Below are 20,626 nucleotides of genomic sequence, written 5' to 3' on the forward strand. Positions count from 1 at the left end.
GTGGAGATGATGTAAGACTTGAAGGAATAATAAAGGATTTAGATGTAAAGCCAAAGTTTATTTTATTAACTCATGGACATTTAGATCATGTAGGAGCAGTAGAGCATTTAAGTAGTATATTTAATATTCCTTTTTATTTACATGGTAGTGAAATTAAATATATGGAAAGTGATAATTATATATTTGGAAATATAAGAAAACCTGATGGACTTTTATCAGAAGACTCAGAGTTTTCTATTGGAAATCATAAAATTAAGGTTTTTCATACTCCAGGTCATACAGAAGGTGGAGTATGCTTCTTAATTGATAATAATTTATTTTCAGGAGATACATTATTTAAAGGATCAATTGGAAGAACAGATTTTACAGGAGGAGACTTTGGCAAGATAATAAACAGTATAAAAACTAAAATATTACCATTAGGTGATGATATAAATGTATATCCAGGCCATGGACCAAAGACTTCAGTAGGACATGAAAAGAAATATAATCCATTTTTAAACTAAGGAGAAACTATGCTAATTAATATAGGATTAAATGATTTAAAATATAGATATGATGTATATCAAATGTTTAATTTATATTTTCCTTTAGATGAGTTAAAGTTTAAAGAAGAAGAAAATTTTGATTACTTGGTAACTATATATGACGATAAGGTTGTATTTAAAAAAGAAAACTTTGAAAGAGAAGAAAAAATCTATGATAATATAAAAGATTCAATTAAAAAGGTAGTATTTAAAAGTCTTAAGGAGTTAACTAATGATGATTATCCTTGGGGAACTTTAGTAGGAATAAGACCATCTAAAATCGCTTTAAAACTTCTTAACGAAGGAAAGAGTGAAGAAGAGATAATAAGATATTTTAATGATAAATATTTAGCAAGTAGTGAAAAGGCAAAGCTTTGTATTGATGTTGCAAAGCGTGAAGAAAGTTTTGTAAATATTAATCATGAAAAAATTGCTATATATATAGGAATGGCATTTTGTCCAACAAGATGTTTATACTGTTCTTTTGCTTCCAATCCTATTTATGGAAATAAAAAACTTGTTACTTCTTATTTAGACGCACTTTCTTATGAAATAGAAAAGATTAGAGAATATGTAGATAATAAAAATTTAAATATAGAAACAGTTTATTTTGGAGGAGGAACTCCAACAGCTGTTTCTAATGAAGAATTTGAAAATATAATGAATAAAATTTATAATTCATTTGTAAGGGATAAAAACATTTCAGAATTTACTGTTGAATGTGGAAGACCTGATTCAATTACAGAAGAAAAGTTAAATACAATGAAAAAGTATAATGTTTCAAGAATAAGTATAAATCCTCAAACAATGAATGATGATACTTTAAAATTAATTGGAAGAAATCATACCGTAGAAGATGTTAAAGAAAAGTTTAATATGGCAAGAAAACTTGGATTTAATGATATAAATATGGATATGATAATTGGACTCCCAGGAGAAGGTATTAAAGAGGCTGAAAATACTGTTAATGAAATAAATAAACTTAAACCAGATAGTTTAACGATACATGGTCTTTCATTAAAAAGAGGTTCAAGACTTTATGAAAATTTTATACTAAAAAAAGGTCTTGGAATTAAAGGACAAGAGGAAATTTCTAAAATGTATAGTTTAAGTAAAGACCTTGCCAAAGATTTAGGACTTAGAGCATATTACATGTATAGACAAAAAAACATGGTTGGAAATATGGAAAACCTAGGTTATGCAAAGGAAGGTAAAGAATGTATTTATAATATGCAAATGATAGAAGATACTCAAACAATAATAGCACTTGGAGCTGATGCAGTATCAAAAGTTGTCTTTTTAGATGAAAATAGAATAGAAAGATTTCCAAATGTTAAAGATGTTAGAGAATATGTAAAAAGAATTGACGAAATGGTTGAAGGTAAGATTAAATTACTTGATACTTTATATAAGTAGGAGGGAAATAGATGGAAATACAAGCACCTAAGGGTACTAAGGATATGTTACCAAGTGATGCTTATAAATGGCATTATGTTGAAAATATATTTAGAGAAATATCAAAAAATTTTGGAATAAGAGAAATAAGAACTCCAATATTTGAGCATACAGAATTATTTTTAAGAGGAGTTGGAGAAACAACAGATATAGTTCAAAAGGAAATGTATACTTTTGAAGACAAAGGTGGAAGAAGTATAACATTAAAGCCAGAAGGAACTGCACCAGCAGTTAGAGCTTTTATTGAAAATAGATTATTTAATGAAGCACAACCAACTAAACTCTTTTATATAACTCCTTGCTTTAGATATGAAAAAGCTCAAAAAGGAAGATATAGACAATTTCATCAATATGGAATTGAAATGTTTGGAAGTGAAAAACCTTCAATAGATGCAGAAGTTATGGCACTTGCTATGACTATTTTAAAGAAAATTGGACTTAAAGGTTTAAGCCTTAATATAAATAATTTAGGATGTCCTAAATGTAGACCTAAATATAATGAGGCATTAAAAAAATTCTTAGAGGAAAATTATGAAGGATTATGTCCTACTTGTAAAACTAGATTTGAAAAAAATCCTATGAGAATATTAGATTGTAAGGAACATAAGTGTAAGGAAATTACAAAAAATGCTCCTATAATATTAGATTACATATGTGAAGAATGTAGTGATCACTTTAGTAAAGTAAAAGAGTATTTAGATATTTTAGGAATAGAATATAATATAGACCCAGGCATAGTTAGAGGTCTTGATTATTACACTAAAACAATATTTGAAATATTAAATTCAGATTTTACAGTGTGTGGTGGAGGAAGATATGATAAACTAATTGGAGAAATTGGTGGACCAGAAACACCAGCAGTTGGATTTGGTATGGGAATAGAAAGACTTATAATGGCAATTGAAAAGGAAAATATAGAAATTCCAAAGGAACCTATAGTAGAACTTTATTTAGCAGCTAGAGGGGACGAGGGAGCTAAAGAAGCTTTTAAATTAGCTCATGCTTTAAGAGAAATTGGAGTAAGCTCTGAAATAAATCATGCAGGAAGAAGTTTTAAGGCAGAAATGAAATATGCTAATAAAATTGGAGCAAAGTTTAATGTTGTCTTAGGAGAAGATGAACTTTTAAATAGAGTTGCAAGATTTAAAAGAATGGAAGATGGAGAACAATTTGAATTAAGTATAGATGATTTAGAAAAGATAAAGGAAGTCATAAAGGCTTAATATAAATTAAAGATTAAATTGCAAAAAATATATTAAAATAGATATGGAGGAATCACATATGGCAGAAGCACTTAGCGGGTTAAAAAGAACAATGATGTGTGGTGAACCTAGAGAAGAACATGTAGGTAAAAATATTACCTTAATGGGATGGGTTCAAAGAAACAGAAAACTTGGAGGATTACAGTTTATTGACTTAAGAGATAGAACTGGAATAATGCAAGTAGTTTTTGGAGATGACGTTAAAGAAGAAGTATTTGAAAAAGCAAAGGGAGTTAGACCAGAATATTGTATAGCAGTAACTGGAGAAGTAGTTTTAAGAGAAGCTCCAAATAAAGATTTACCTACAGGACTTGTGGAATTAAAATGTGAGGATATAAAGATTCTTTCAGAATCAGAAACTCCACCAATATATATAAAAGAAAATTTAGATGCAGCTGAAAATATAAGATTAAAATATAGATATTTAGATCTTAGAAGACCAGATATGCAAAGAATTTTTATGATAAGAAATAAAGCATCAAAGGCAATTAGAGATTATTTGGATAATAATGGATTTTTAGAAGTTGAAACTCCTATTTTAACTAAAAGTACTCCAGAAGGAGCAAGAGATTATTTAGTTCCTTCAAGAAATTATCCAGGAATGTTTTATGCACTTCCTCAATCACCTCAAATATTTAAACAACTTTTAATGGTATCAGGTTTTGATAAATATTATCAAATAACTAAATGTTTTAGAGATGAGGACTTAAGAGCTAATAGACAACCAGAATTTACTCAAGTGGATTTAGAAATGAGTTTTGTTGATCAAGAAGATATAATGAAATTAAATGAAGGTTTAATAGCTCATGTATTTAAGGAAGTATTAGGATATGAAGTATCACTTCCAATTAAGAGAATGACATTTAAAGAAGCCATGGAAAGCTATGGTTCAGATAAACCTGATTTAAGATTTGGAATGAAAATTCAAGACATTACAGAAGCTGTAAAAGATGTTGAATTTAAAGTATTCTCTGATGCTATTTCAAATGGTGGATCAGTAAGATGCCTTTGTGTTGAAGGTGGAGCTACAATTGGAAGAAAAGATATAGATAGATTTGGAGAATTTGTTAAAACATATAAAGCAAAGGGTCTTGCTTGGATAAAAGTTAAAGAAGATGATACAATACAATCTCCAATAGCTAAGTTCTTATCAGAAGAACAAATGGAAAATCTTTTAAATAAAGCTAATGCAAATAAGGGAGACTTAGTTTTAATTGTTGCTGATAAAAATTCAGTAGTATTCCAAAGTTTAGGTGCATTAAGATTAGAACTTGCTAAAAAGCTTGATTTAATTAAAGATAAAAATGAATTTAATTTTACTTGGATTACAGAATTCCCATTATTTGAATATAGTGAAGAAGAAGGAAGATATACAGCTTGTCACCATCCATTTACATCACCAATGGAAGAAGATTTAGAATTTTTAGAAACAGATCCAGGAAAAGTTAGATCAATAGCATATGACTTAGTATTAAATGGAGAAGAATTAGGTGGAGGTTCAATAAGAATACATGACACAAAGCTTCAAGAAAGAATGTTTAAAGCATTAGGCTTTACTATGGAAGAGGCTTGGAATAGATTTGGGTTCTTATTAGAAGCATTTAAATTTGGTCCACCACCACATGGCGGATTAGCATTTGGTTTAGATAGAATGATAATGTTCTTAGCTGGAACTGAAAACATTAAGGATGTAATTGCATTCCCTAAAAATCAAAATGCATATTGCTACTTAAGTGAAGCTCCAAATATAGTAGATGAAAAACAACTTTCAGAACTTGGAATTTCAATTGATGTAAAAAAAGAAGATTAATTATGTTTAAAGAAGGTGTTTATTTAAGACACCTTCTTTAATTTTTAACTTTACAATATGCTTAGAATAATTAATATTATTCCTGATAGCATGATTTCAAAGCTATGAAATTTAACATCAAGTAATGTTGTTCTTAAAGCATTGTTAGCCCTATCTAAAGATTCATTCTCATAATGAGTTATTTCTAAATTAGCTTTTGAAATATACTGTGAATTGCTTTGACCTAAAAAATTAATTCCACTATCAATATGAGATTCTCCATATAAAGAAAAACCTCCAATAATTGATGCTATTAAACCAAGAATAAGAAATACATCAGCATATATAAAATTTGTGATTACTGTAATGAAAAAGGCTATAAAAAGTAAAATTAAAAGATAGAGAAATAAACATTTACCCCTTTGAAATAATTCATATTTTTTAATATTCATATATTAAATATAGCCTCCTAAATACTACTCTTATTAAAATTATATTCATAGAAAATATAAAGTAACCATTTAAAAATAATTATTTGAATAAATTTTAAAACTTTGAGATAAAATACCTTTTGTATTATAAAAAGGAGGCAAAATGGTATGAAAAAATTTTTTGAAAAGGTTATAATTACTGCAGTATTATTTGTAGGAATATTTAGTTTTTCAGCATCAGCAACAGAATTTAAAAATCCAATATTGATTGGGAAAATTACTTCAGTAGAAAAGTGCAATGATTCTAAAGAAGTAAAAATTATTGTAGATGGATATATGAAAGAATGTGGTATATATAAAGATAAAATAGTTGTTAGGGTAGATAAAAATACTAAGTTTAATAAAAATTGCAATAAAAAGGGAGATATGAATTTTGAAGCTGGGGATTATGTTTTAGTAGAGTTAGATAAAAAGATTACTAAGTCCATTCCACCACAAGGCTATGCAAAAAAAATAGAAATTTCTAAGAAAAAAGAAATAGCAGAAAAAGAAACTAGTGTAAATGATAATATATTAAATAATAAAAAAGATGATGAATTAGAAAAATCAGAGGAAAAAAGTATTTTTAAAGATAACGATAATGAAAAAATTAATAAATTAGAAGACAAGAGTACTTTTAAGGAAGCAGACAATAATGAAGATAAAGATACTATTGATGAAAAAGAACTAGAAAAGTAATTAAAGATGGAGGGAATTTAAATGCCCTCTTTTTACTATGAGTGCTATTAATTATTTTATATATTATAGAGTAATAAAATAACATTGACAAAACAAGTAGTTTTTGAAAAAATAAATGTAAGATTATATCGAAAGAGGAACAAAATATGAAAGAAATAAAATATGTATTAATGAGATATCCAAGTTACTTAGAAATCATTAATCCTAATAATAAATATAAAAATACTTTTTGTATAGAAAAAGCATTTAATAATTATAATAATTTACTTAATATCCTTTCATCACAAGGTATAAAATATTATTTTTTAAATACAGAATGTGGATGTAGTGAAGTATTTACTCGTGATATAGGTTTTTCTTTAGGAGATACTTTATTTATATGCAATTTAACATCTGTTAATAGAAAAAAAGAAACTAAAAAACTTATGGAGCATGTTAGAAGAAATAAAATTAAGCATTATGTATTTGAAAATAAGATTGAAGGTGGAGATGTTATAGTTTTTGGTTCAACAATATTTGTAGGTATAAGTCAAAGAACTAATGAAGATGCAATAGATGAATTAACAAAATATGTTGAAGATAATAGATTAAAATATAAAATTATACCTATAAGATTTGATTCAGAAAATAAACTTCATTTAGATTGTGTATTTAATGTATTAGACAAAAAGTCAGCAATATTAAGTAAATATGTATATGATAGTGATAAAATAGAAGAAGAAATAAAAAATATTTATTATATATCTAAAGAAAGTGCAGATAATCTAGGAACAAATATTTTATCTATCGGAAAGAAAAGAATAATATGTAGTGATACGGAAGTAACGAAGATATTAAAAAAAGCAGGATATAAGGTATTTTATTGTGAATATGATGAAATAATAAAAGTTGGGGGAGGAATTGGTTGTAGTACTTTACCAATTAGGATTTAAAAATTCATAATCATTAATAAACTTCATAAATAATTATATTATGTTTAATATTTACATAAAGAATAAAAATTTCTTTAATTATCTTGAAAAATAGAGTAGAATTAAGATGTAGAGTGTTATAATTTGAACATATGGGAGTGATAGAATGGACAAGAAGAAAATTGTAGCCTTAATGTTAGCTACCTCTGCTGGAACTGGAGCTACACTAATGCATAATACAGTTGCTCATGCTGATGAATATAAAGCATCAGGTCATGTAGTAAACGTAACAAGCGTTCTTAGAGTTAGAGCTAAATCCAGTACCAGTTCAGAAGTTTTAGGATATTTACGTAATGGAGATAAAGTAAATATAAAAGGAAAATCAGGAGACTGGTATAAAATTGATTTTGAAGGAAAAACAGCCTATGTATATAATGAATATATAAAAGAGGGATCTAATAATTCAAGTTCTGAAAAGGTTAAAGGTAAAGGAAAGGTTGTTAATGTAGAAAGCAGTTTAAGAATAAGAAGTGGGGCAAGTACAAGCCATTCTGTTATTGGATACTTATATGAAGGAAACACTTTTGATATAATAGAAAAATCAGGAGATTGGTATAAAATTAAACATAATGGACGTATAGGATATGTTTATGGTGAGTATGTAAAACCAGCTGGTGAAAGTAGTTCAACTAATAATAATGTTGATAATGATTTAGGTGGAAAAGTTGGACAAGTTATTAATGTAACAAGTAGCTTAAGAATAAGAAGTGGAGCTGGAACCAATCATTCTGTTGTAGGTTATTTATCAAATGGAGAAAAATTTGATATTACTGGAAGATCAGGAGATTGGTATAAAATTAAAACAAATAGACATAGTGGATATGTACACAAAGATTATGTTAGAATTTTAGGACAAGGAAGTAATAGTAGCAGTTCAAGTAGTGACGATAATAATGAAGTACAAGAAAAAGGTAAAGGAAAGGTTGTTAATATAACTTCAAATTTAAGAATAAGAAATGCACCAAGTACAAATAGTTCAGTAATCGGATATTTGTTAGAAGGACAAACATTTGATATATTAGGAAAATCAGGTAGTTGGTATAAAATAAAACATAATGGAAGTACTGGATATGTACACGAAGATTATGTAAGTGTAATTGGACAAGGAAATAGTAATAATAGTGGAAATAATTCTAGTAGTTCATCAGGACAATCTGTAAGTGAATATGGAAAGGTTGTTAATGTTTCAACTAGTCTAAGATTAAGAAAAGGTCCAAGTACAAATAGTTCAGTAGTTGGATATTTATTCCCTGGAGAAACATTTAAAATTACAGAAAGAAATGGTAGTTGGTATAAAGTAAATGCAAATGAAAAAGTTGGATATGCAAGTTCAGATTATATTAAATTAATTAATAAGAATGAAGCTAATTCATCAGGAAGTTCATCTACATCATCTGCATCTTATGAAAGTGTATATAATATATTAAAAGCTCAAATTGGTTCTCCATATATTTGGGGAGGTAGTGGTGAGTTTATAACTCATGATAGTTTAAGAATGTTTAAAAAAATGTTCCCAGGAGAAGCTGCAGCTGGAAAATATAATATTCCATCAAAATATATAAATAATGGATATAGAGCATTTGATTGTTCTGGATTATTATACTGGGGTTTTAGACAAGTTGGAATAAATATTGGACGTACAACTTATGATCAAATAAATGCTGGTAGAGAAGTTTCATTAAATGATGTTAGACCAGGAGATTTATTATTTTATAGAAGTCTTGGACATGTTGGTATGTATATAGGAAATGGAAAATGGTTAGAAGCACCACATTCTCATGATTATGTAAAAATAGCAAATGTTCCTTGGAGTCAAATAGGAAGAGCTAGAAGAATTTTAAAATAAGAATATAGAGAGTTTTAAGTTTAGTAAGAAACTTAAAACTCTTTTTTGATTTATTAAAAAATATAAATTATTAAAATTATCTATTATTAACTTTATATTATTTTTCTATACTTATAAAACTTAAATTTATATCATAAATTCTCACTAAAAATAAATAAAATTTTAAAGAAAAATGAATAAATTTTAATTGTATATAGTATTAATTATCACATTATGATATAATATAAACAGTTTAAATAAGAAGGAGAATTTAAGATATGGATAATAGGGGAGATTTTTCAAATATTTTTGATTTTATATCGAAGATGAAGCAAAAAAAGGATAATTTCATTAAGAAAAAAGATTCATCACTAAAAGGATATTTAAAATGGCTTATAATTTCATATTTAATTATGGCAATAATATTATTTGTACAGAGTAAATTAATATTAGATATTTCAATAAGCTTTTTACCGTTTATTATTCCTTTTGTATTATGTAGTATTATTTATGGAATTACTCATTTAAATAAAAGATATATTACTTTCGGTGTATTGGGAATAGCTTTATATTTTATTCTTAATATAATTTTTAGTCCATTAATAAGCTATAAGGCACATAGAAATTTAATTGGAACTGTAGATGGTGTAGAATTTTCAAGTCAAATAAAGCATATTGATTTAAAGCAATTACCTACAATAGATAAAGAACTAGCAGATAAATTAGCAGATAAAAAGTTAGGGGAGATACCAAGTCTTGGTAGTCAGGTTTATGTTGGAGATTTAACTCTTCAAAGTATTAATGGAGAACTTTATTATGTAGCACCACTTGAACATTCATCATTATTTAAGTGGATTTCAAATCATAAAGGAACACCAGGGTATGTAAAGGTTAGTGCTACTAATCAAAATGATGTTCAACTTGTAACTGAAGTTAATGGTAAACCTCTTAAAATAAAATATTTACCATCATCTTATTTATTAACTGATTTAGATAGAGCAGCTTTCTTAAGAGATATGAAATCTGCACATACAGATTATACATTTGAATTAGATGATAGCGGAAATCCTTACTGGGTTATTACAAGGTATGATACAGGAGTTGGTATAACAGAAGCTAAAGCTATAGGAGCTTTAATTATTGATGCTCAAACTGGTAAATCAGAAATATATGATATTGAAAATATGCCAAAGTGGGTTGATAGAATTCAACCAGATAAATTTATTAAAAATTATATTGATAAATGGGGTAAATTAGTTCATGGAGTATTTAATTTTAGTGATAAGGATAAATTAGTATCAACAGAAGGAATGAATTTAATTTATAACAATAATGAATGTTATTATTATACTGGAATAACTTCAGTTGGAAATGATGAAGGCTTAGTTGGATTTACTTTAACTAATACTAGAAATGGAAAGACAACAATGTATAAAACATCAGGAGCAACAGAAACTGCAGCAATGAAATCAGCAGAAGGTAAGGTTCAGCAATATAAATATACTGCAACATTTCCTTATTTAATAAATATTCAAAATGAACCAACATATTTTATGACGTTAAAGGATGCAAATGGCTTAGTAAAAAATTATGCTATGGTTAATGTTAAAAACTATAATACTGTTTCAGTTGGAGATTCACTTCAATCTACATTGAATAAATATTTAGAAGTATTAACAAATACAAATATTTCTTTAGAAGGAAGTAATAATGCCAAAAAAGTTGAAGGTGAAATTGAAAGAATAGGATTAGTTGTTAAAGAAGGATCTAGTATTTATGATATAAAACTTAAAGGATCTGATAACATTTATTCAGTATCAACAGAAACTTCAAGGGAAGCTGCTTTAAGCAAAGTGGGAGATAAAGTTAAAATAGAATATATGAATGTAGGAGATAGTAGATATATAATAGTGAATTCATTTAAAAATATAAATACAACTCCTAAGGATAATAAGGTTTATAAAGAAGAAAATAAAACAAAAGAAAATATAGAAAAAGAATAATATTTAAAAGCCTCTATAGATAATTGTCTATGGAGGTTTTTTTTATTGTTAAAAATTAAAAGGAAATATATAGTTTAAATTATTATTGACAAGTATATATAGAAAAATATATACTGTGTATATAGAGTATATACAGTATATACACAGTCAAGATTAATTTAAAAGAGGTGAAACTTTGAATATTATTATTTCTAACACATCAAGAACACCAATATATGAACAAATTTTAAAAGCTATAAAAGATGAAATTATTTCAGCAAAAATAAAGGAGGATACATTATTACCCTCAATAAGAAACTTGGCATCAGACCTTAGGGTAAGTGTAATAACAACTAAAAGAGCCTATGAGGAACTTGAAAAGGAAGGATACATATATACAGTTAAGGGCAAAGGTTCTTATGTTGCTCCTCAAAATAAAGAGTTATTAAAGGAAGAAAAGCTTAAGGAAATTGAGGATAAATTACTAGAAGCTATAGATATTTCTAATAGTATTGGATTGGAATTTGAGGAATTAATAGAAATGCTTAAAACATTAAAGGAAATTTAAAAGGTAAAGGAGAGAATTTTATGAAAGAATATAAAAATGCATTAGAAATTATAAATATAAGAAAAAGATATAAAGATTTTTTGCTAGATGATATAAGTTTTAATCTTCCTAAAGGTTTTATAATGGGACTTATTGGACCAAATGGAGCTGGGAAAACAACAACAATAAAAGCAATAATGAATTTAATTAAATTAGATAAAGGACAGGTAAAAATATTTGGAGAAAATCTAATAGATAATGAAGTTAAAATAAAAAATAAAATTGGATTTGTTTATGATGATTGTTATGCTTATGAGGATTTTTCAATAAATGAAAATAAAAAGCTTATAGCACCTTTTTATTCTAAGTGGGATGAAGATAAATTTAAATTTTATATAGATAAATTTAAATTAAATGGTAAAAAGAAGATAAAAGAGTTATCAAAGGGGCAAAAGGTTAGATTTTCATTAGCTATTGCACTTTCACATAATGCAGAACTTTTAATATTAGATGAGCCTACATCAGGGCTTGATCCTGTATTTAGAAGTGAACTTTTAGATGTTTTATTTGATTTGATAAGAGATGAGGAAGTTTCAATACTTTATTCAACACATATAACATCTGATTTAGAAAAATTAGCAGATTATATAACATTTATTAATAATGGAAAAGTTGAATTTTCAATAGAAAAAGATAGTCTTTTAGAAGAATATTTTATAGTGAAAGGACCAATAGAAGTTTTGGATGACAATATAAGAAAATATTTAATTGGAACTAGAAAATCAAAATACAATTTTGAAGGATTAACTAAAAATAGTGAAGAGCTAAATAGAAATTTTGATAACCTTATATTTGAGAGAGCAACTCTTGATGATATTATTGTATATTATTCAAAAAAGGAGAAGATTTAGCTATGGGAAATTTATTGAAAGTAGAATTTTTTGTTCAAAAGAAATTTATTAAAAGTCTTGCTTTTGCATTGATTTTTATGTCAATTATATTTTTATCAAATAGAGGTTCTCAAGGAGTATATTTTTCAGGAGGATTTATAATATTTTTCCTTGTTTTAACAACTATTGAAGTAGAAAAAAGAAGTAAATTTAATGTATATGTAAACTCACTACCAATAAAAAAGAGGGACTATATTATATCAAAATATATAAGTGCTTTAATTTATGTAATTTTAGTTAATTCAATTTGTTATATTTTATATAAAGTTTTAGGGTTAATATTTAATCCAGAAATAGAGTTAAATATAAAAATAGTTATAATTATCTCAGCTATGGAGCTAATATATATATCTATAATTGAACCTATATTTATAATATTAAGTTATAAATATTATAGAATAGCTAATATTATTTTTGTTGGGTTTGCAATTTCTATATTATGTTTAATAATGGATAATTTAAAAAATATAGATAAAATGTCAATAACAAATATTATAAATAAGTTTAGTTTACCATTTTTTATAGTATCTATAATAGTTTTCTTTATATCTTTTGTAGCAACTGATTTTATGTATAAAAGAATGGATGTGAAATAATATGATTAAGCTTGTTTTAAATGATATAAAAATACAAAGAAAAATTTATATTATATATTGTATCTTTACAATAATTCTTTTTGGATATTTTTTAACTGATTTTAATAATAAAAACATATCTAATATTGAATTATATGAGAAATTTAATATATATTATTTTATTTATATGCTATTATTTTTAAGCTGTAGTATAAATTATATAATTGCAAAATCCTTTGGAAGAAAGAATAATTTAAATATATTAATTAAATCTCTGCCAATAAAACAAGAAGAAATTGTTATTAGTAAAAGTATTATACCAATTGTAATATTTATAATATATGAAATACCTAACTTAATATTTCAAATTATATATTCCAATTATGAAAATATTAATATAGTAAATGAAATAAGATTTACATTAGTAATATTTATATTATTTTATATAACTTCTTTAGTAAATTTATATATGAATTTATTAAAGCCTGAAAGTAGGATGACTTTTTATGCTAGAATAGTTCCAGTATTAATAATTATAGTATTTATGAATGTAATAGATAGCATTTCTAAGTATTTAGAAGAATTCACATTTAATTTAGAGAATTTAAATGTTGTTTTAATATTAATAAGTTTTATTACAATATTAGGAGTATTACTTTTAATAAAAATTGTATTGAGGAAATATAAAGCTATAGAATTATAATAAAAAGATAAATTTTTTATATATTATTTTTCACATTTTTAAATGTTTTTTTAATATTAAAAATTATCTATTCGATCATTTTTGACAAATTTTTCAATGATATAAAGAGTGAAGGATAAAATTCTCTATATAATGAAGTTATAAAGTGATTAAGATGTAATTTTATGATAGAGTTAAGTTAAAATAAATTATTTTTTTGTGGGAGAGGTGAAAATTTTGAATTTACACAGAAGAATATCAACATATACTAAAAACTTAACTAGATTAGAAAAAGATTTATTACGTGAATTACTAGAAAATAGAGATAAGTTTACTTATAAAACTTTTACGATAGAAAATATAGCGGAAAAATTTTCAACTAGTACAAGTACAGTTCATAGACTTTCTAAAAAACTAGAATATAAAAGTTTTGTACAATTTAAAGACGATTATTTTGAAAAGAATAAAATTAATGCAGATAAAATGGAGTTTTCAGATAATTCATATATAAATTCTATAATAGAAACTTATAAGCTTGTTTTAGATGGACCACAAGAAGAGATTATAGATAAGATAGCACAATGTAAGAAAATCACTATTTATAGTATGGGAATGAGCAATTATTTAGCAAAAATGTTTAAAATAAAATTGCAACTTTTAGGAATACCAGCAGAGGAACATAATGATTCTAGATTTATGAGATTGTCCAGTAAAATTTTAAAAAGAAATGAAGATCTTGTTTTTATGATATCTAGAAGTGGTGAAACACCAGAACTTTTAGAAGTTTTAGTTGAAACTAACCTAAAGGGAGTAGATGTAGTTTTAATAACAGAGTCAAGGGGGTCAACCTTTGAAAGATTGTGTAAATATGTTATTTATACAGGATATCCTAAAGATACCGATATAAATATTGATACTAGATTAAATGTGCATATAGCTATAGATGTATTAATAAATAAATTTGTAGAAAAATATAGAAAAAAAATATAGTATATAATAAAAAATCCTACTTAGAATAAATCTTTAAGCAGGATTTTTTATTTATTTTAGTATGCTTCTATCAAAAGTATTAAAATCAGAAATTACAGAATCAACTGAATTATTTAAATTAAAAGTAGTCTTTTTATTTTTAGGGGATAAAGCGATTATTTTACCTATATTAGCTCTTTTAGCAGCTTCTATTCCAGATAAAGAATCTTCAAACACAATACATTCTTCAGGTTTTAAATTAAGTTTTTTACAAGCTTTTAAGTACATATCTGGATCAGGTTTACCTTTAATTGTCCCATCATTAAATACTATAAGCTCTTTATTAAACCATTTATCTAAGTTGAAATTTTCTATAAAAAATTTTACATTAACTTCTTCAGAACCTGTTGCAATTGTAAATGGTATATTATTAGCTTTTAAATAGTCAAATAAATCTTCTGCACCTTCTGTAAGTTTAAAGCCTTCTTTATCTTTTAGACACATATCTCTATATACTTTTTCTTTTTTATCAGAAAATTCAACCCAAGAATCATCATTAAATTTTTTATTTAAAATATATTCAAGAATAGCTTTGTTTGTCCTTCCATGAACATGAACATCAAGTTCTTCATCTGTTAATTCATAGCCTCTAAGTTCTTTTGAATAAGCCTTCCAAGCTATGTTATGTTTTTCGGCATCTAAAAAAAGAGTACCATTAAAGTCAAAAATTACGCCTTTTAATTCCATAGTATAATCTCCTTATATAATTTTTATATTTATATTATATCAAAGTAATTTTAATATAGATAAAATGTTATATTAAATTAAAAATTATTTTTATTTAATAAAAAAGAGTTAGATTTTAACCTAACTCATTTAATTAACTTATATTATTTTTGTTGTCCAATCTTCACAGTTCCAAATTTCTGTTACTATATCATTATAAAATTCAGGTTCGTGAGATACTAAAAGAATAGATCCTTTATATTCTTTTAAAGCTCTTTTAAGTTCATCTTTAGCATCTACATCTAAGTGATTAGTAGGCTCGTCAAATATAAGTATATTTGTTTCAGTATTTAAAATTTTACAAAGTCTAACTTTTGCAGCCTCACCACCAGATAAAACTCTTATTTTAGATTCAAGTTGTTTTGTAGTAAGTCCACATTTTGCAAGGGCAGCTCTTATTTCATATTGAGTAAAGCTTGGAAACTCATTCCATACTTCTTCAATACAAGTATTATTGTTATCAGATCTATCCTCTTGTTCAAAGTAACCTATGTTTTGATAATCACCTAAAGTAACTTCACCAGATAAAGGCTTAACCTTTCCAAGTAAACTTTTTAAAAGAGTTGACTTACCAAGACCATTTGCACCAACTAATGCAATCTTTTGTCCTCTTTCCATATAAAGGTTAAGAGGTTTTGTAAGAGGAGAATCATATCCAATTACTAGGTCCTTAGTTTCAAAAATTGTTTTACCAGAAGTTCTTGAATATTTAAAATTAAATTCTGGTTTTGGCTTTTCCTTTGTAAGTTCAATTCTTTCCATTTTATCTAATTTTTTTTGTCTTGATTTTGCCATACCAGTTGTTGCAACATTTGCTTTATTTCTAGCTACAAAATCTTCAAGTCTTGCAATTTCTTTTTGTTGTTTTTCATAAGCTATTTCAAGTCTTTTTTTATTTTCATCGTATTTTCTTTTAAACTCATCATAATCTCCAACATATCTTGTAAGCTTTCTTTCTTCTACATGATATATTAAATTAATTACAGAATTTAAAAATGGTATATCGTGTGATATAAGTATAAAAGCATTTTCATAATTTTGAAGATATCTTTTAAGCCATTCTATATGTTCTTCATCTAAGTAGTTAGTAGGCTCATCTAAAAGTAATATGTCAGGGTTTTCTAAAAGAAGCTTACCCAAAAGTATTTTAGTTCTTTGTCCACCAGATAAGTCATCAACATCTGTATTAAGTCCTAAATCTAGAAGTCCAAGCCCCTTTGCAACTTCATCAACCTTTACATCTATTAAATAGAAACCATTGTTATCAAGCATATCTTGAATAACAGCAGTTCTTTCAAGCATTTTATTTAATTCATCTTCTGAAACTTCTCCCATTTTTTCATAAAGAGAATTCATTTCAGATTCTAAATCAAAAAGATATCTAAAGGCTTCTCTTAAGGCATCTCTAATAGAAGTTCCCTTATTTAAAACAGCATGTTGGTCCATATATCCAACTCTAACATTGTTTGACCAAATTACTTTTCCTTCATCAGGCATAAGCTTTCCTGTAATAATATTCATAAAAGTAGACTTACCTTCCCCATTTGCACCTATAAGTCCAACATGTTCTCCTTTTAAAAGTCTAAAGGAAACATCCTCAAAAATAGCTCTATCACCAAAGCCATGGCTCATCTCTTTAACAGTAACTATACTCATTTAATCCTCCTAAAATTTTGTTATACAAATAAAGTTTAAAGGTACAATTATATTTTGTAAAGAAAAAGTGTAGAATATTAATACCTTTTAAAACGTAAAGAAATAATGTAAAATAAAATAATAAGAAAATACCACCGGGAGGTATAAGGAGGCTTTTGAAAATATGGAAGAAAATAAAGATATTATAAATTTTGATGAGCATAATAAAAAGCTTAAAAAAGATATAATGAATAGACTTAGAAGGATAGAAGGGCAAGTTAAGGGAATACAAGGTATGATGGAGAAAGATGCATGTTGTGGAGATGTCCTTGTCCAAGTAGCTGCAATAAGATCAGCAATAAATAATGTTGGTGGATTAATTATAGAAAATTATGCAATAAATTGTTTAGGGTTTAAGGAAGGTTCTGAGGAAGAAAAGAAAATAAAGGTTTTAGTTAAAAAAATAAATAGTTTTGTCAAATAAGTTATATAAAGGAGAAGAAAGGGATGAATATTTTTACAAATGTACTTATTTTAATTTTAGGATTTATTCTTTTAATAAAAGGGGCAGATATATTTGTTAGTGGGGCATCAAATATAGCTAAAAAGATAGGAATACCTTCAGTCATAGTTGGACTTACAATTGTATCATTAGGTACAAGTGCGCCAGAACTTGCAGTTAGTTCAATATCAGCATTCCAAGGGAATAATGGTATTGCCATAGGAAATATTTTAGGGTCAAATATTTTTAATACATTAGTTGTACTTGGAGGAACAGCAGTTGCTAGTCCTCTTATAATTAATAAAAGATTGGTAAAAAGAGATTTTTTAGTTAATATATTAGTTCTTATATTACTTTATATAATTTCATTTGGATTTATATTTAATGGATCTAATGGAAAAATATCAAGAATAGATGGATTAATTCTATTAGTCCTATGTATTATATACATAATATTTTTAATTAAAAGTGCTATTAAAAATAAAGTTATTTATGAAGATGATAAAAATTTAAAAAATAAAGAAATAAAAGTAGGTTTAAATATTATAAAAATAATTGTAGGAGTAATTGGAATTATTTTAGGTGGAAATCTAGTTGTAAATGGAGCTACAAATATTGCATATTCTATTGGAATGAGTGAAAAGTTAGTTGGACTTACAATAGTTGCTGTTGGAACATCTCTTCCAGAACTTGTAACATCAGTTGTTGCTGCACTTAAAGGAGAGTCAGAGATTGCTATAGGAAACGTGTTAGGCTCTAATATATTTAATATACTTTTAATATTAGGGTTATCATCAACTATAAATCCTATAATTGTTTTAGGAAATCTTTATATAGATTTAATTTTTTTAATATTTGTTACTGCAATAATTGGATTAATTATATTTTTAAGTAAAGATAAGAAAATAAAAAAATTAAATAGACTAGAAGGAACAATTTTAATAATATTCTATGCAACATATCTTTCTTATATAATTATGAGAAATTAGAAAGATAAATTTTGAATATTTATATAAAAATATAAATAAAGCATGTCAAAGTATGATTTGACATGCTTTTTAATATTTGATTATAGATTATTTGTTATATTATTAAAATAAATTATAAAATACATTCTGTTGATTTAGTGAATTTAAGAGTTTATTTTACAAAAATAATTAAGATCTATTAAAAATAGATAAAATTTAAATAAAAAATAAAAAAAAGTTATTCGTATTTTATACATAATTTATTCATAAAAAAATAACAAATAAATATTTTACATATATCAAAAAATAAGAAATTATCTTAAAATAAAGAATTTGTGAGAAAAATATCAAAAAAATTAATGAATAAACTTGTAAATCGTATACAATACTATAAAAGAACAGCACTTGATAATAATAAAATTTTTTATTATAGTAACAATTGTAAAGAATAATTCACTTAAATTTTAAAAAGTACACAAAATCTTTACAAAAATAAGGGAAAGAGAGTGATTATTATGATGGGGAACAGAGCTTTAAATGTTACATCAGAAATCGGAAGATTAAAAACAGTATTACTGCATAGACCTGGAGAAGAGGTTGAAAATTTAACTCCAGATTTATTAGACAGATTATTATTTGATGACATTCCATATTTAAAAATAGCAAGAGAAGAACATGATGCATTTGCACAAACTTTAAGAGATGCTGGTGTAGAAGTTCTTTACTTAGAAGTACTTGCAGCAGAAGCAATTGCAACTGATGAAAAAGTAAAGGCACAATTTATCAGTGAATTTATTGATGAAGCTGGAGTAGAAAGTGAATCTTTAAAAGAAGCATTAACTAAATATTTCTTAAGTTTCGAAAACAAAGCTATGGTTGATAAGATGATGGCTGGTGTTAGAAAGGAAGAATTAAAAGAGTATAGTCGGGATTCTTTATACGATTTAGTAAACAGCACTTATCCATTTGTATGTGATCCAATGCCAAATCTTTATTTTACAAGAGATCCATTTGCAACAATTGGACATGGAGTTTCATTAAACCATATGAGAACTGAAACTAGAAATAGAGAAACAATATTTGCTAAATATATATTTAATCATCATCCAAGATTTAAAGATAAGGACATTCCATTCTGGTTTAACAGAGATGAGAACACTTCAATAGAAGGTGGAGATGAATTAATAATATCAAAAGATACAGTAGCTATAGGTATATCTGAAAGAACTGATTCAGCTTCAGTTGAAAAATTAGCAAAAAAATTATTATTTAATGAAGATGCAACATTTAAGACAGTACTTGCATTCCAAATACCAGTAACTAGAGCATTCATGCATCTAGATACAGTATTTACTCAAGTTGACTATGATAAATTCACAGTTCACCCAGGAATAGTAGGACCTTTAAATGTTTATGCAATAACTAAAGATCCAGATAATGAAGGAGCACTTAAAACTGTAAAAGAAGTAGATAGTTTAGAAAATATCTTAAGCAAATATTTAGATAGAAAAGTTACATTAATTAAATGTGGTGGCGGAGATGAAATCATCGCAGCAAGAGAACAATGGAATGATGGTTCAAATACTCTTGCAATAGCACCAGGAGAAGTTGTAGTTTACTCAAGAAACTATGTAACAAATGCCTTATTAGAAGAACATGGAATAAAACTACATGTAATTCCATCATCTGAATTATCAAGAGGTAGAGGTGGCCCAAGATGTATGTCAATGCCACTAGTTAGAGAAGATTTAAAATAATAAATAATTATAGATATTATTTATAAATTAAGATAAATTTTACAGCGTTTAGGAGGAATAAAAATGGCAGTTAATTTAAAAGGAAGAAGTTTTTTAACATTAAAGGATTTTACACCAGAAGAAATTAGATATCTTTTAGACCTTTCTCGTGATTTAAAGGCAAAAAAGAGAGCAGGAATATTAGGAGATTCTTTAAAAGGAAAAAATGTTGTATTATTATTTGAAAAAACATCAACAAGAACAAGATGTGCTTTCGAATGTGGAGCAGCTGAAGA

At 25.9% G+C, this 20,626-nt stretch carries 19 protein-coding genes and 1 pseudogene; 17 read left to right on the plus strand and 3 right to left on the minus strand.

From position 1 onward, the window contains the following. The 4 genes from J2Z53_RS12230 to aspS all read left to right on the plus strand — a co-directional run. Nucleotides 1-506 (plus strand): MBL fold metallo-hydrolase (locus J2Z53_RS12230; RefSeq protein WP_209797766.1); only part of this gene is annotated, 506 nt, incomplete at its 5' end. Nucleotides 507-515: 9 nt separating this feature from the next. Further along, a complete protein-coding gene (locus J2Z53_RS12235) occupies nucleotides 516-1,943 on the plus strand; it encodes a coproporphyrinogen III oxidase (RefSeq protein ID WP_209797767.1) in 1,428 nt (475 codons plus the stop codon). Nucleotides 1,944-1,954: 11 nt separating this feature from the next. Next, complete coding sequence (hisS, locus tag J2Z53_RS12240; RefSeq protein WP_209797768.1) at nucleotides 1,955-3,205, plus strand: histidine--tRNA ligase; 1,251 nt, start codon at nucleotides 1,955-1,957, stop codon at nucleotides 3,203-3,205. Between the two features lie 58 nt (nucleotides 3,206-3,263). Further along, a complete protein-coding gene (gene aspS / locus J2Z53_RS12245; RefSeq protein WP_209797769.1) occupies nucleotides 3,264-5,054 on the plus strand; it encodes an aspartate--tRNA ligase in 1,791 nt (596 codons plus the stop codon). A 50-nt stretch (nucleotides 5,055-5,104) separates the two neighbouring features. Here aspS and J2Z53_RS12250 read toward each other — a convergent pair whose 3' ends face one another. After that, nucleotides 5,105-5,485 carry a hypothetical protein gene (locus tag J2Z53_RS12250; protein ID WP_209797770.1) on the minus strand — a complete coding sequence of 127 codons (381 nt, stop codon included), beginning with the start codon at nucleotides 5,483-5,485 and terminating at the stop codon, nucleotides 5,105-5,107. Nucleotides 5,486-5,632: 147 nt separating this feature from the next. On the opposite strand from J2Z53_RS12250, the gene J2Z53_RS12255 reads away from it, so the two are divergent. The 9 genes from J2Z53_RS12255 (at nucleotide 5,633) to J2Z53_RS12295 (ending at nucleotide 14,724) form a co-directional block, all read left to right on the plus strand. Further along, nucleotides 5,633-6,202, plus strand: coding sequence for a hypothetical protein (locus J2Z53_RS12255; protein ID WP_209797771.1), 570 nt, complete (start codon nucleotides 5,633-5,635; stop codon nucleotides 6,200-6,202). Between the two features lie 146 nt (nucleotides 6,203-6,348). Further along, entirely contained in the window at nucleotides 6,349-7,134 is a 786-nt protein-coding gene (locus J2Z53_RS12260; protein WP_209797772.1) for a dimethylarginine dimethylaminohydrolase family protein, read from the plus strand. A 145-nt stretch (nucleotides 7,135-7,279) separates the two neighbouring features. Beyond that, the gene (locus J2Z53_RS12265) at nucleotides 7,280-9,019 is read left to right on the plus strand and encodes a C40 family peptidase (RefSeq protein WP_209797773.1); all 1,740 of its coding nucleotides are present in this window, start codon (nucleotides 7,280-7,282) and stop codon (nucleotides 9,017-9,019) included. Between the two features lie 305 nt (nucleotides 9,020-9,324). Beyond that, a complete protein-coding gene (locus J2Z53_RS12270; protein ID WP_209797784.1) occupies nucleotides 9,325-11,001 on the plus strand; it encodes a cell shape-determining protein in 1,677 nt (558 codons plus the stop codon). Nucleotides 11,002-11,176: 175 nt separating this feature from the next. Further along, nucleotides 11,177-11,548, plus strand: coding sequence for a GntR family transcriptional regulator (locus J2Z53_RS12275; protein ID WP_209797774.1), 372 nt, complete (start codon nucleotides 11,177-11,179; stop codon nucleotides 11,546-11,548). A gap of 20 nt (nucleotides 11,549-11,568) precedes the next feature. Continuing rightward, complete coding sequence (locus J2Z53_RS12280) at nucleotides 11,569-12,438, plus strand: ABC transporter ATP-binding protein (RefSeq protein WP_209797775.1); 870 nt, start codon at nucleotides 11,569-11,571, stop codon at nucleotides 12,436-12,438. Between the two features lie 2 nt (nucleotides 12,439-12,440). Next, nucleotides 12,441-13,073: an ABC-2 transporter permease gene (locus J2Z53_RS12285; protein WP_209797776.1), complete on the plus strand. Its 633-nt coding sequence runs from the start codon at nucleotides 12,441-12,443 to the stop codon at nucleotides 13,071-13,073. Between the two features lies 1 nt (nucleotide 13,074). Continuing rightward, complete coding sequence (locus J2Z53_RS12290; RefSeq protein ID WP_209797777.1) at nucleotides 13,075-13,755, plus strand: ABC-2 transporter permease; 681 nt, start codon at nucleotides 13,075-13,077, stop codon at nucleotides 13,753-13,755. 216 nt (nucleotides 13,756-13,971) lie between these two features. Then, on the plus strand, nucleotides 13,972-14,724 hold the full coding sequence (locus J2Z53_RS12295) for a MurR/RpiR family transcriptional regulator (protein WP_209797778.1): 753 nt from the start codon (nucleotides 13,972-13,974) through the stop codon (nucleotides 14,722-14,724). A gap of 51 nt (nucleotides 14,725-14,775) precedes the next feature. On the opposite strand, the gene J2Z53_RS12300 is transcribed toward J2Z53_RS12295, so the two are convergent. Together J2Z53_RS12300 and J2Z53_RS12305 are read right to left on the minus strand one after the other, a co-directional pair. Then, a complete protein-coding gene (locus J2Z53_RS12300) occupies nucleotides 14,776-15,450 on the minus strand; it encodes an HAD family hydrolase (RefSeq protein WP_209797779.1) in 675 nt (224 codons plus the stop codon). A gap of 138 nt (nucleotides 15,451-15,588) precedes the next feature. Beyond that, on the minus strand, nucleotides 15,589-17,145 hold the full coding sequence (locus J2Z53_RS12305; RefSeq protein WP_209797780.1) for an ABC-F family ATP-binding cassette domain-containing protein: 1,557 nt from the start codon (nucleotides 17,143-17,145) through the stop codon (nucleotides 15,589-15,591). A 163-nt stretch (nucleotides 17,146-17,308) separates the two neighbouring features. Here J2Z53_RS12305 and J2Z53_RS12310 point away from each other — a divergent pair, with 163 nt between their 5' ends. The 4 genes and pseudogenes from J2Z53_RS12310 to J2Z53_RS12325 all read left to right on the plus strand — a co-directional run. Further along, the gene (locus J2Z53_RS12310) at nucleotides 17,309-17,608 is read left to right on the plus strand and encodes a metal-sensitive transcriptional regulator (RefSeq protein ID WP_209797781.1); all 300 of its coding nucleotides are present in this window, start codon (nucleotides 17,309-17,311) and stop codon (nucleotides 17,606-17,608) included. A gap of 23 nt (nucleotides 17,609-17,631) precedes the next feature. Then, a complete protein-coding gene (locus J2Z53_RS12315) occupies nucleotides 17,632-18,615 on the plus strand; it encodes a calcium/sodium antiporter (protein ID WP_209797782.1) in 984 nt (327 codons plus the stop codon). 494 nt (nucleotides 18,616-19,109) lie between these two features. Then, nucleotides 19,110-20,351: an arginine deiminase gene (gene arcA, locus J2Z53_RS12320; protein ID WP_209797783.1), complete on the plus strand. Its 1,242-nt coding sequence runs from the start codon at nucleotides 19,110-19,112 to the stop codon at nucleotides 20,349-20,351. A 63-nt stretch (nucleotides 20,352-20,414) separates the two neighbouring features. Continuing rightward, nucleotides 20,415-20,626, plus strand: a pseudogene (locus J2Z53_RS12325) (ornithine carbamoyltransferase); the annotation flags it as partial.

Source organism: Clostridium moniliforme (genome assembly GCF_017873235.1).
GTDB lineage: Bacteria > Bacillota > Clostridia > Clostridiales > Clostridiaceae > Clostridium > Clostridium moniliforme.

Excerpts from the sequence above, each read along its gene's own strand:
- J2Z53_RS12285 (WP_209797776.1), top strand. The coding sequence starts at position 12,441 with ATGGGAAATTTATTGAAAGTAGAATTTTTTGTTCAAAAGAAATTTATT.
- J2Z53_RS12265 (WP_209797773.1), top strand. The coding sequence starts at position 7,280 with ATGGACAAGAAGAAAATTGTAGCCTTAATGTTAGCTACCTCTGCTGGA.
- aspS (WP_209797769.1), top strand. The coding sequence starts at position 3,264 with ATGGCAGAAGCACTTAGCGGGTTAAAAAGAACAATGATGTGTGGTGAA.
- arcA (WP_209797783.1), top strand. The coding sequence starts at position 19,110 with ATGATGGGGAACAGAGCTTTAAATGTTACATCAGAAATCGGAAGATTA.
- J2Z53_RS12310 (WP_209797781.1), top strand. The coding sequence starts at position 17,309 with ATGGAAGAAAATAAAGATATTATAAATTTTGATGAGCATAATAAAAAG.
- J2Z53_RS12255 (WP_209797771.1), top strand. The coding sequence starts at position 5,633 with ATGAAAAAATTTTTTGAAAAGGTTATAATTACTGCAGTATTATTTGTA.
- J2Z53_RS12315 (WP_209797782.1), top strand. The coding sequence starts at position 17,632 with ATGAATATTTTTACAAATGTACTTATTTTAATTTTAGGATTTATTCTT.
- J2Z53_RS12305 (WP_209797780.1), bottom strand. The coding sequence starts at position 17,145 with ATGAGTATAGTTACTGTTAAAGAGATGAGCCATGGCTTTGGTGATAGA.
- J2Z53_RS12270 (WP_209797784.1), top strand. The coding sequence starts at position 9,325 with ATGAAGCAAAAAAAGGATAATTTCATTAAGAAAAAAGATTCATCACTA.
- J2Z53_RS12235 (WP_209797767.1), top strand. The coding sequence starts at position 516 with ATGCTAATTAATATAGGATTAAATGATTTAAAATATAGATATGATGTA.
- J2Z53_RS12260 (WP_209797772.1), top strand. The coding sequence starts at position 6,349 with ATGAAAGAAATAAAATATGTATTAATGAGATATCCAAGTTACTTAGAA.
- J2Z53_RS12280 (WP_209797775.1), top strand. The coding sequence starts at position 11,569 with ATGAAAGAATATAAAAATGCATTAGAAATTATAAATATAAGAAAAAGA.
- J2Z53_RS12250 (WP_209797770.1), bottom strand. The coding sequence starts at position 5,485 with ATGAATATTAAAAAATATGAATTATTTCAAAGGGGTAAATGTTTATTT.
- J2Z53_RS12290 (WP_209797777.1), top strand. The coding sequence starts at position 13,075 with ATGATTAAGCTTGTTTTAAATGATATAAAAATACAAAGAAAAATTTAT.
- hisS (WP_209797768.1), top strand. The coding sequence starts at position 1,955 with ATGGAAATACAAGCACCTAAGGGTACTAAGGATATGTTACCAAGTGAT.
- J2Z53_RS12300 (WP_209797779.1), bottom strand. The coding sequence starts at position 15,450 with ATGGAATTAAAAGGCGTAATTTTTGACTTTAATGGTACTCTTTTTTTA.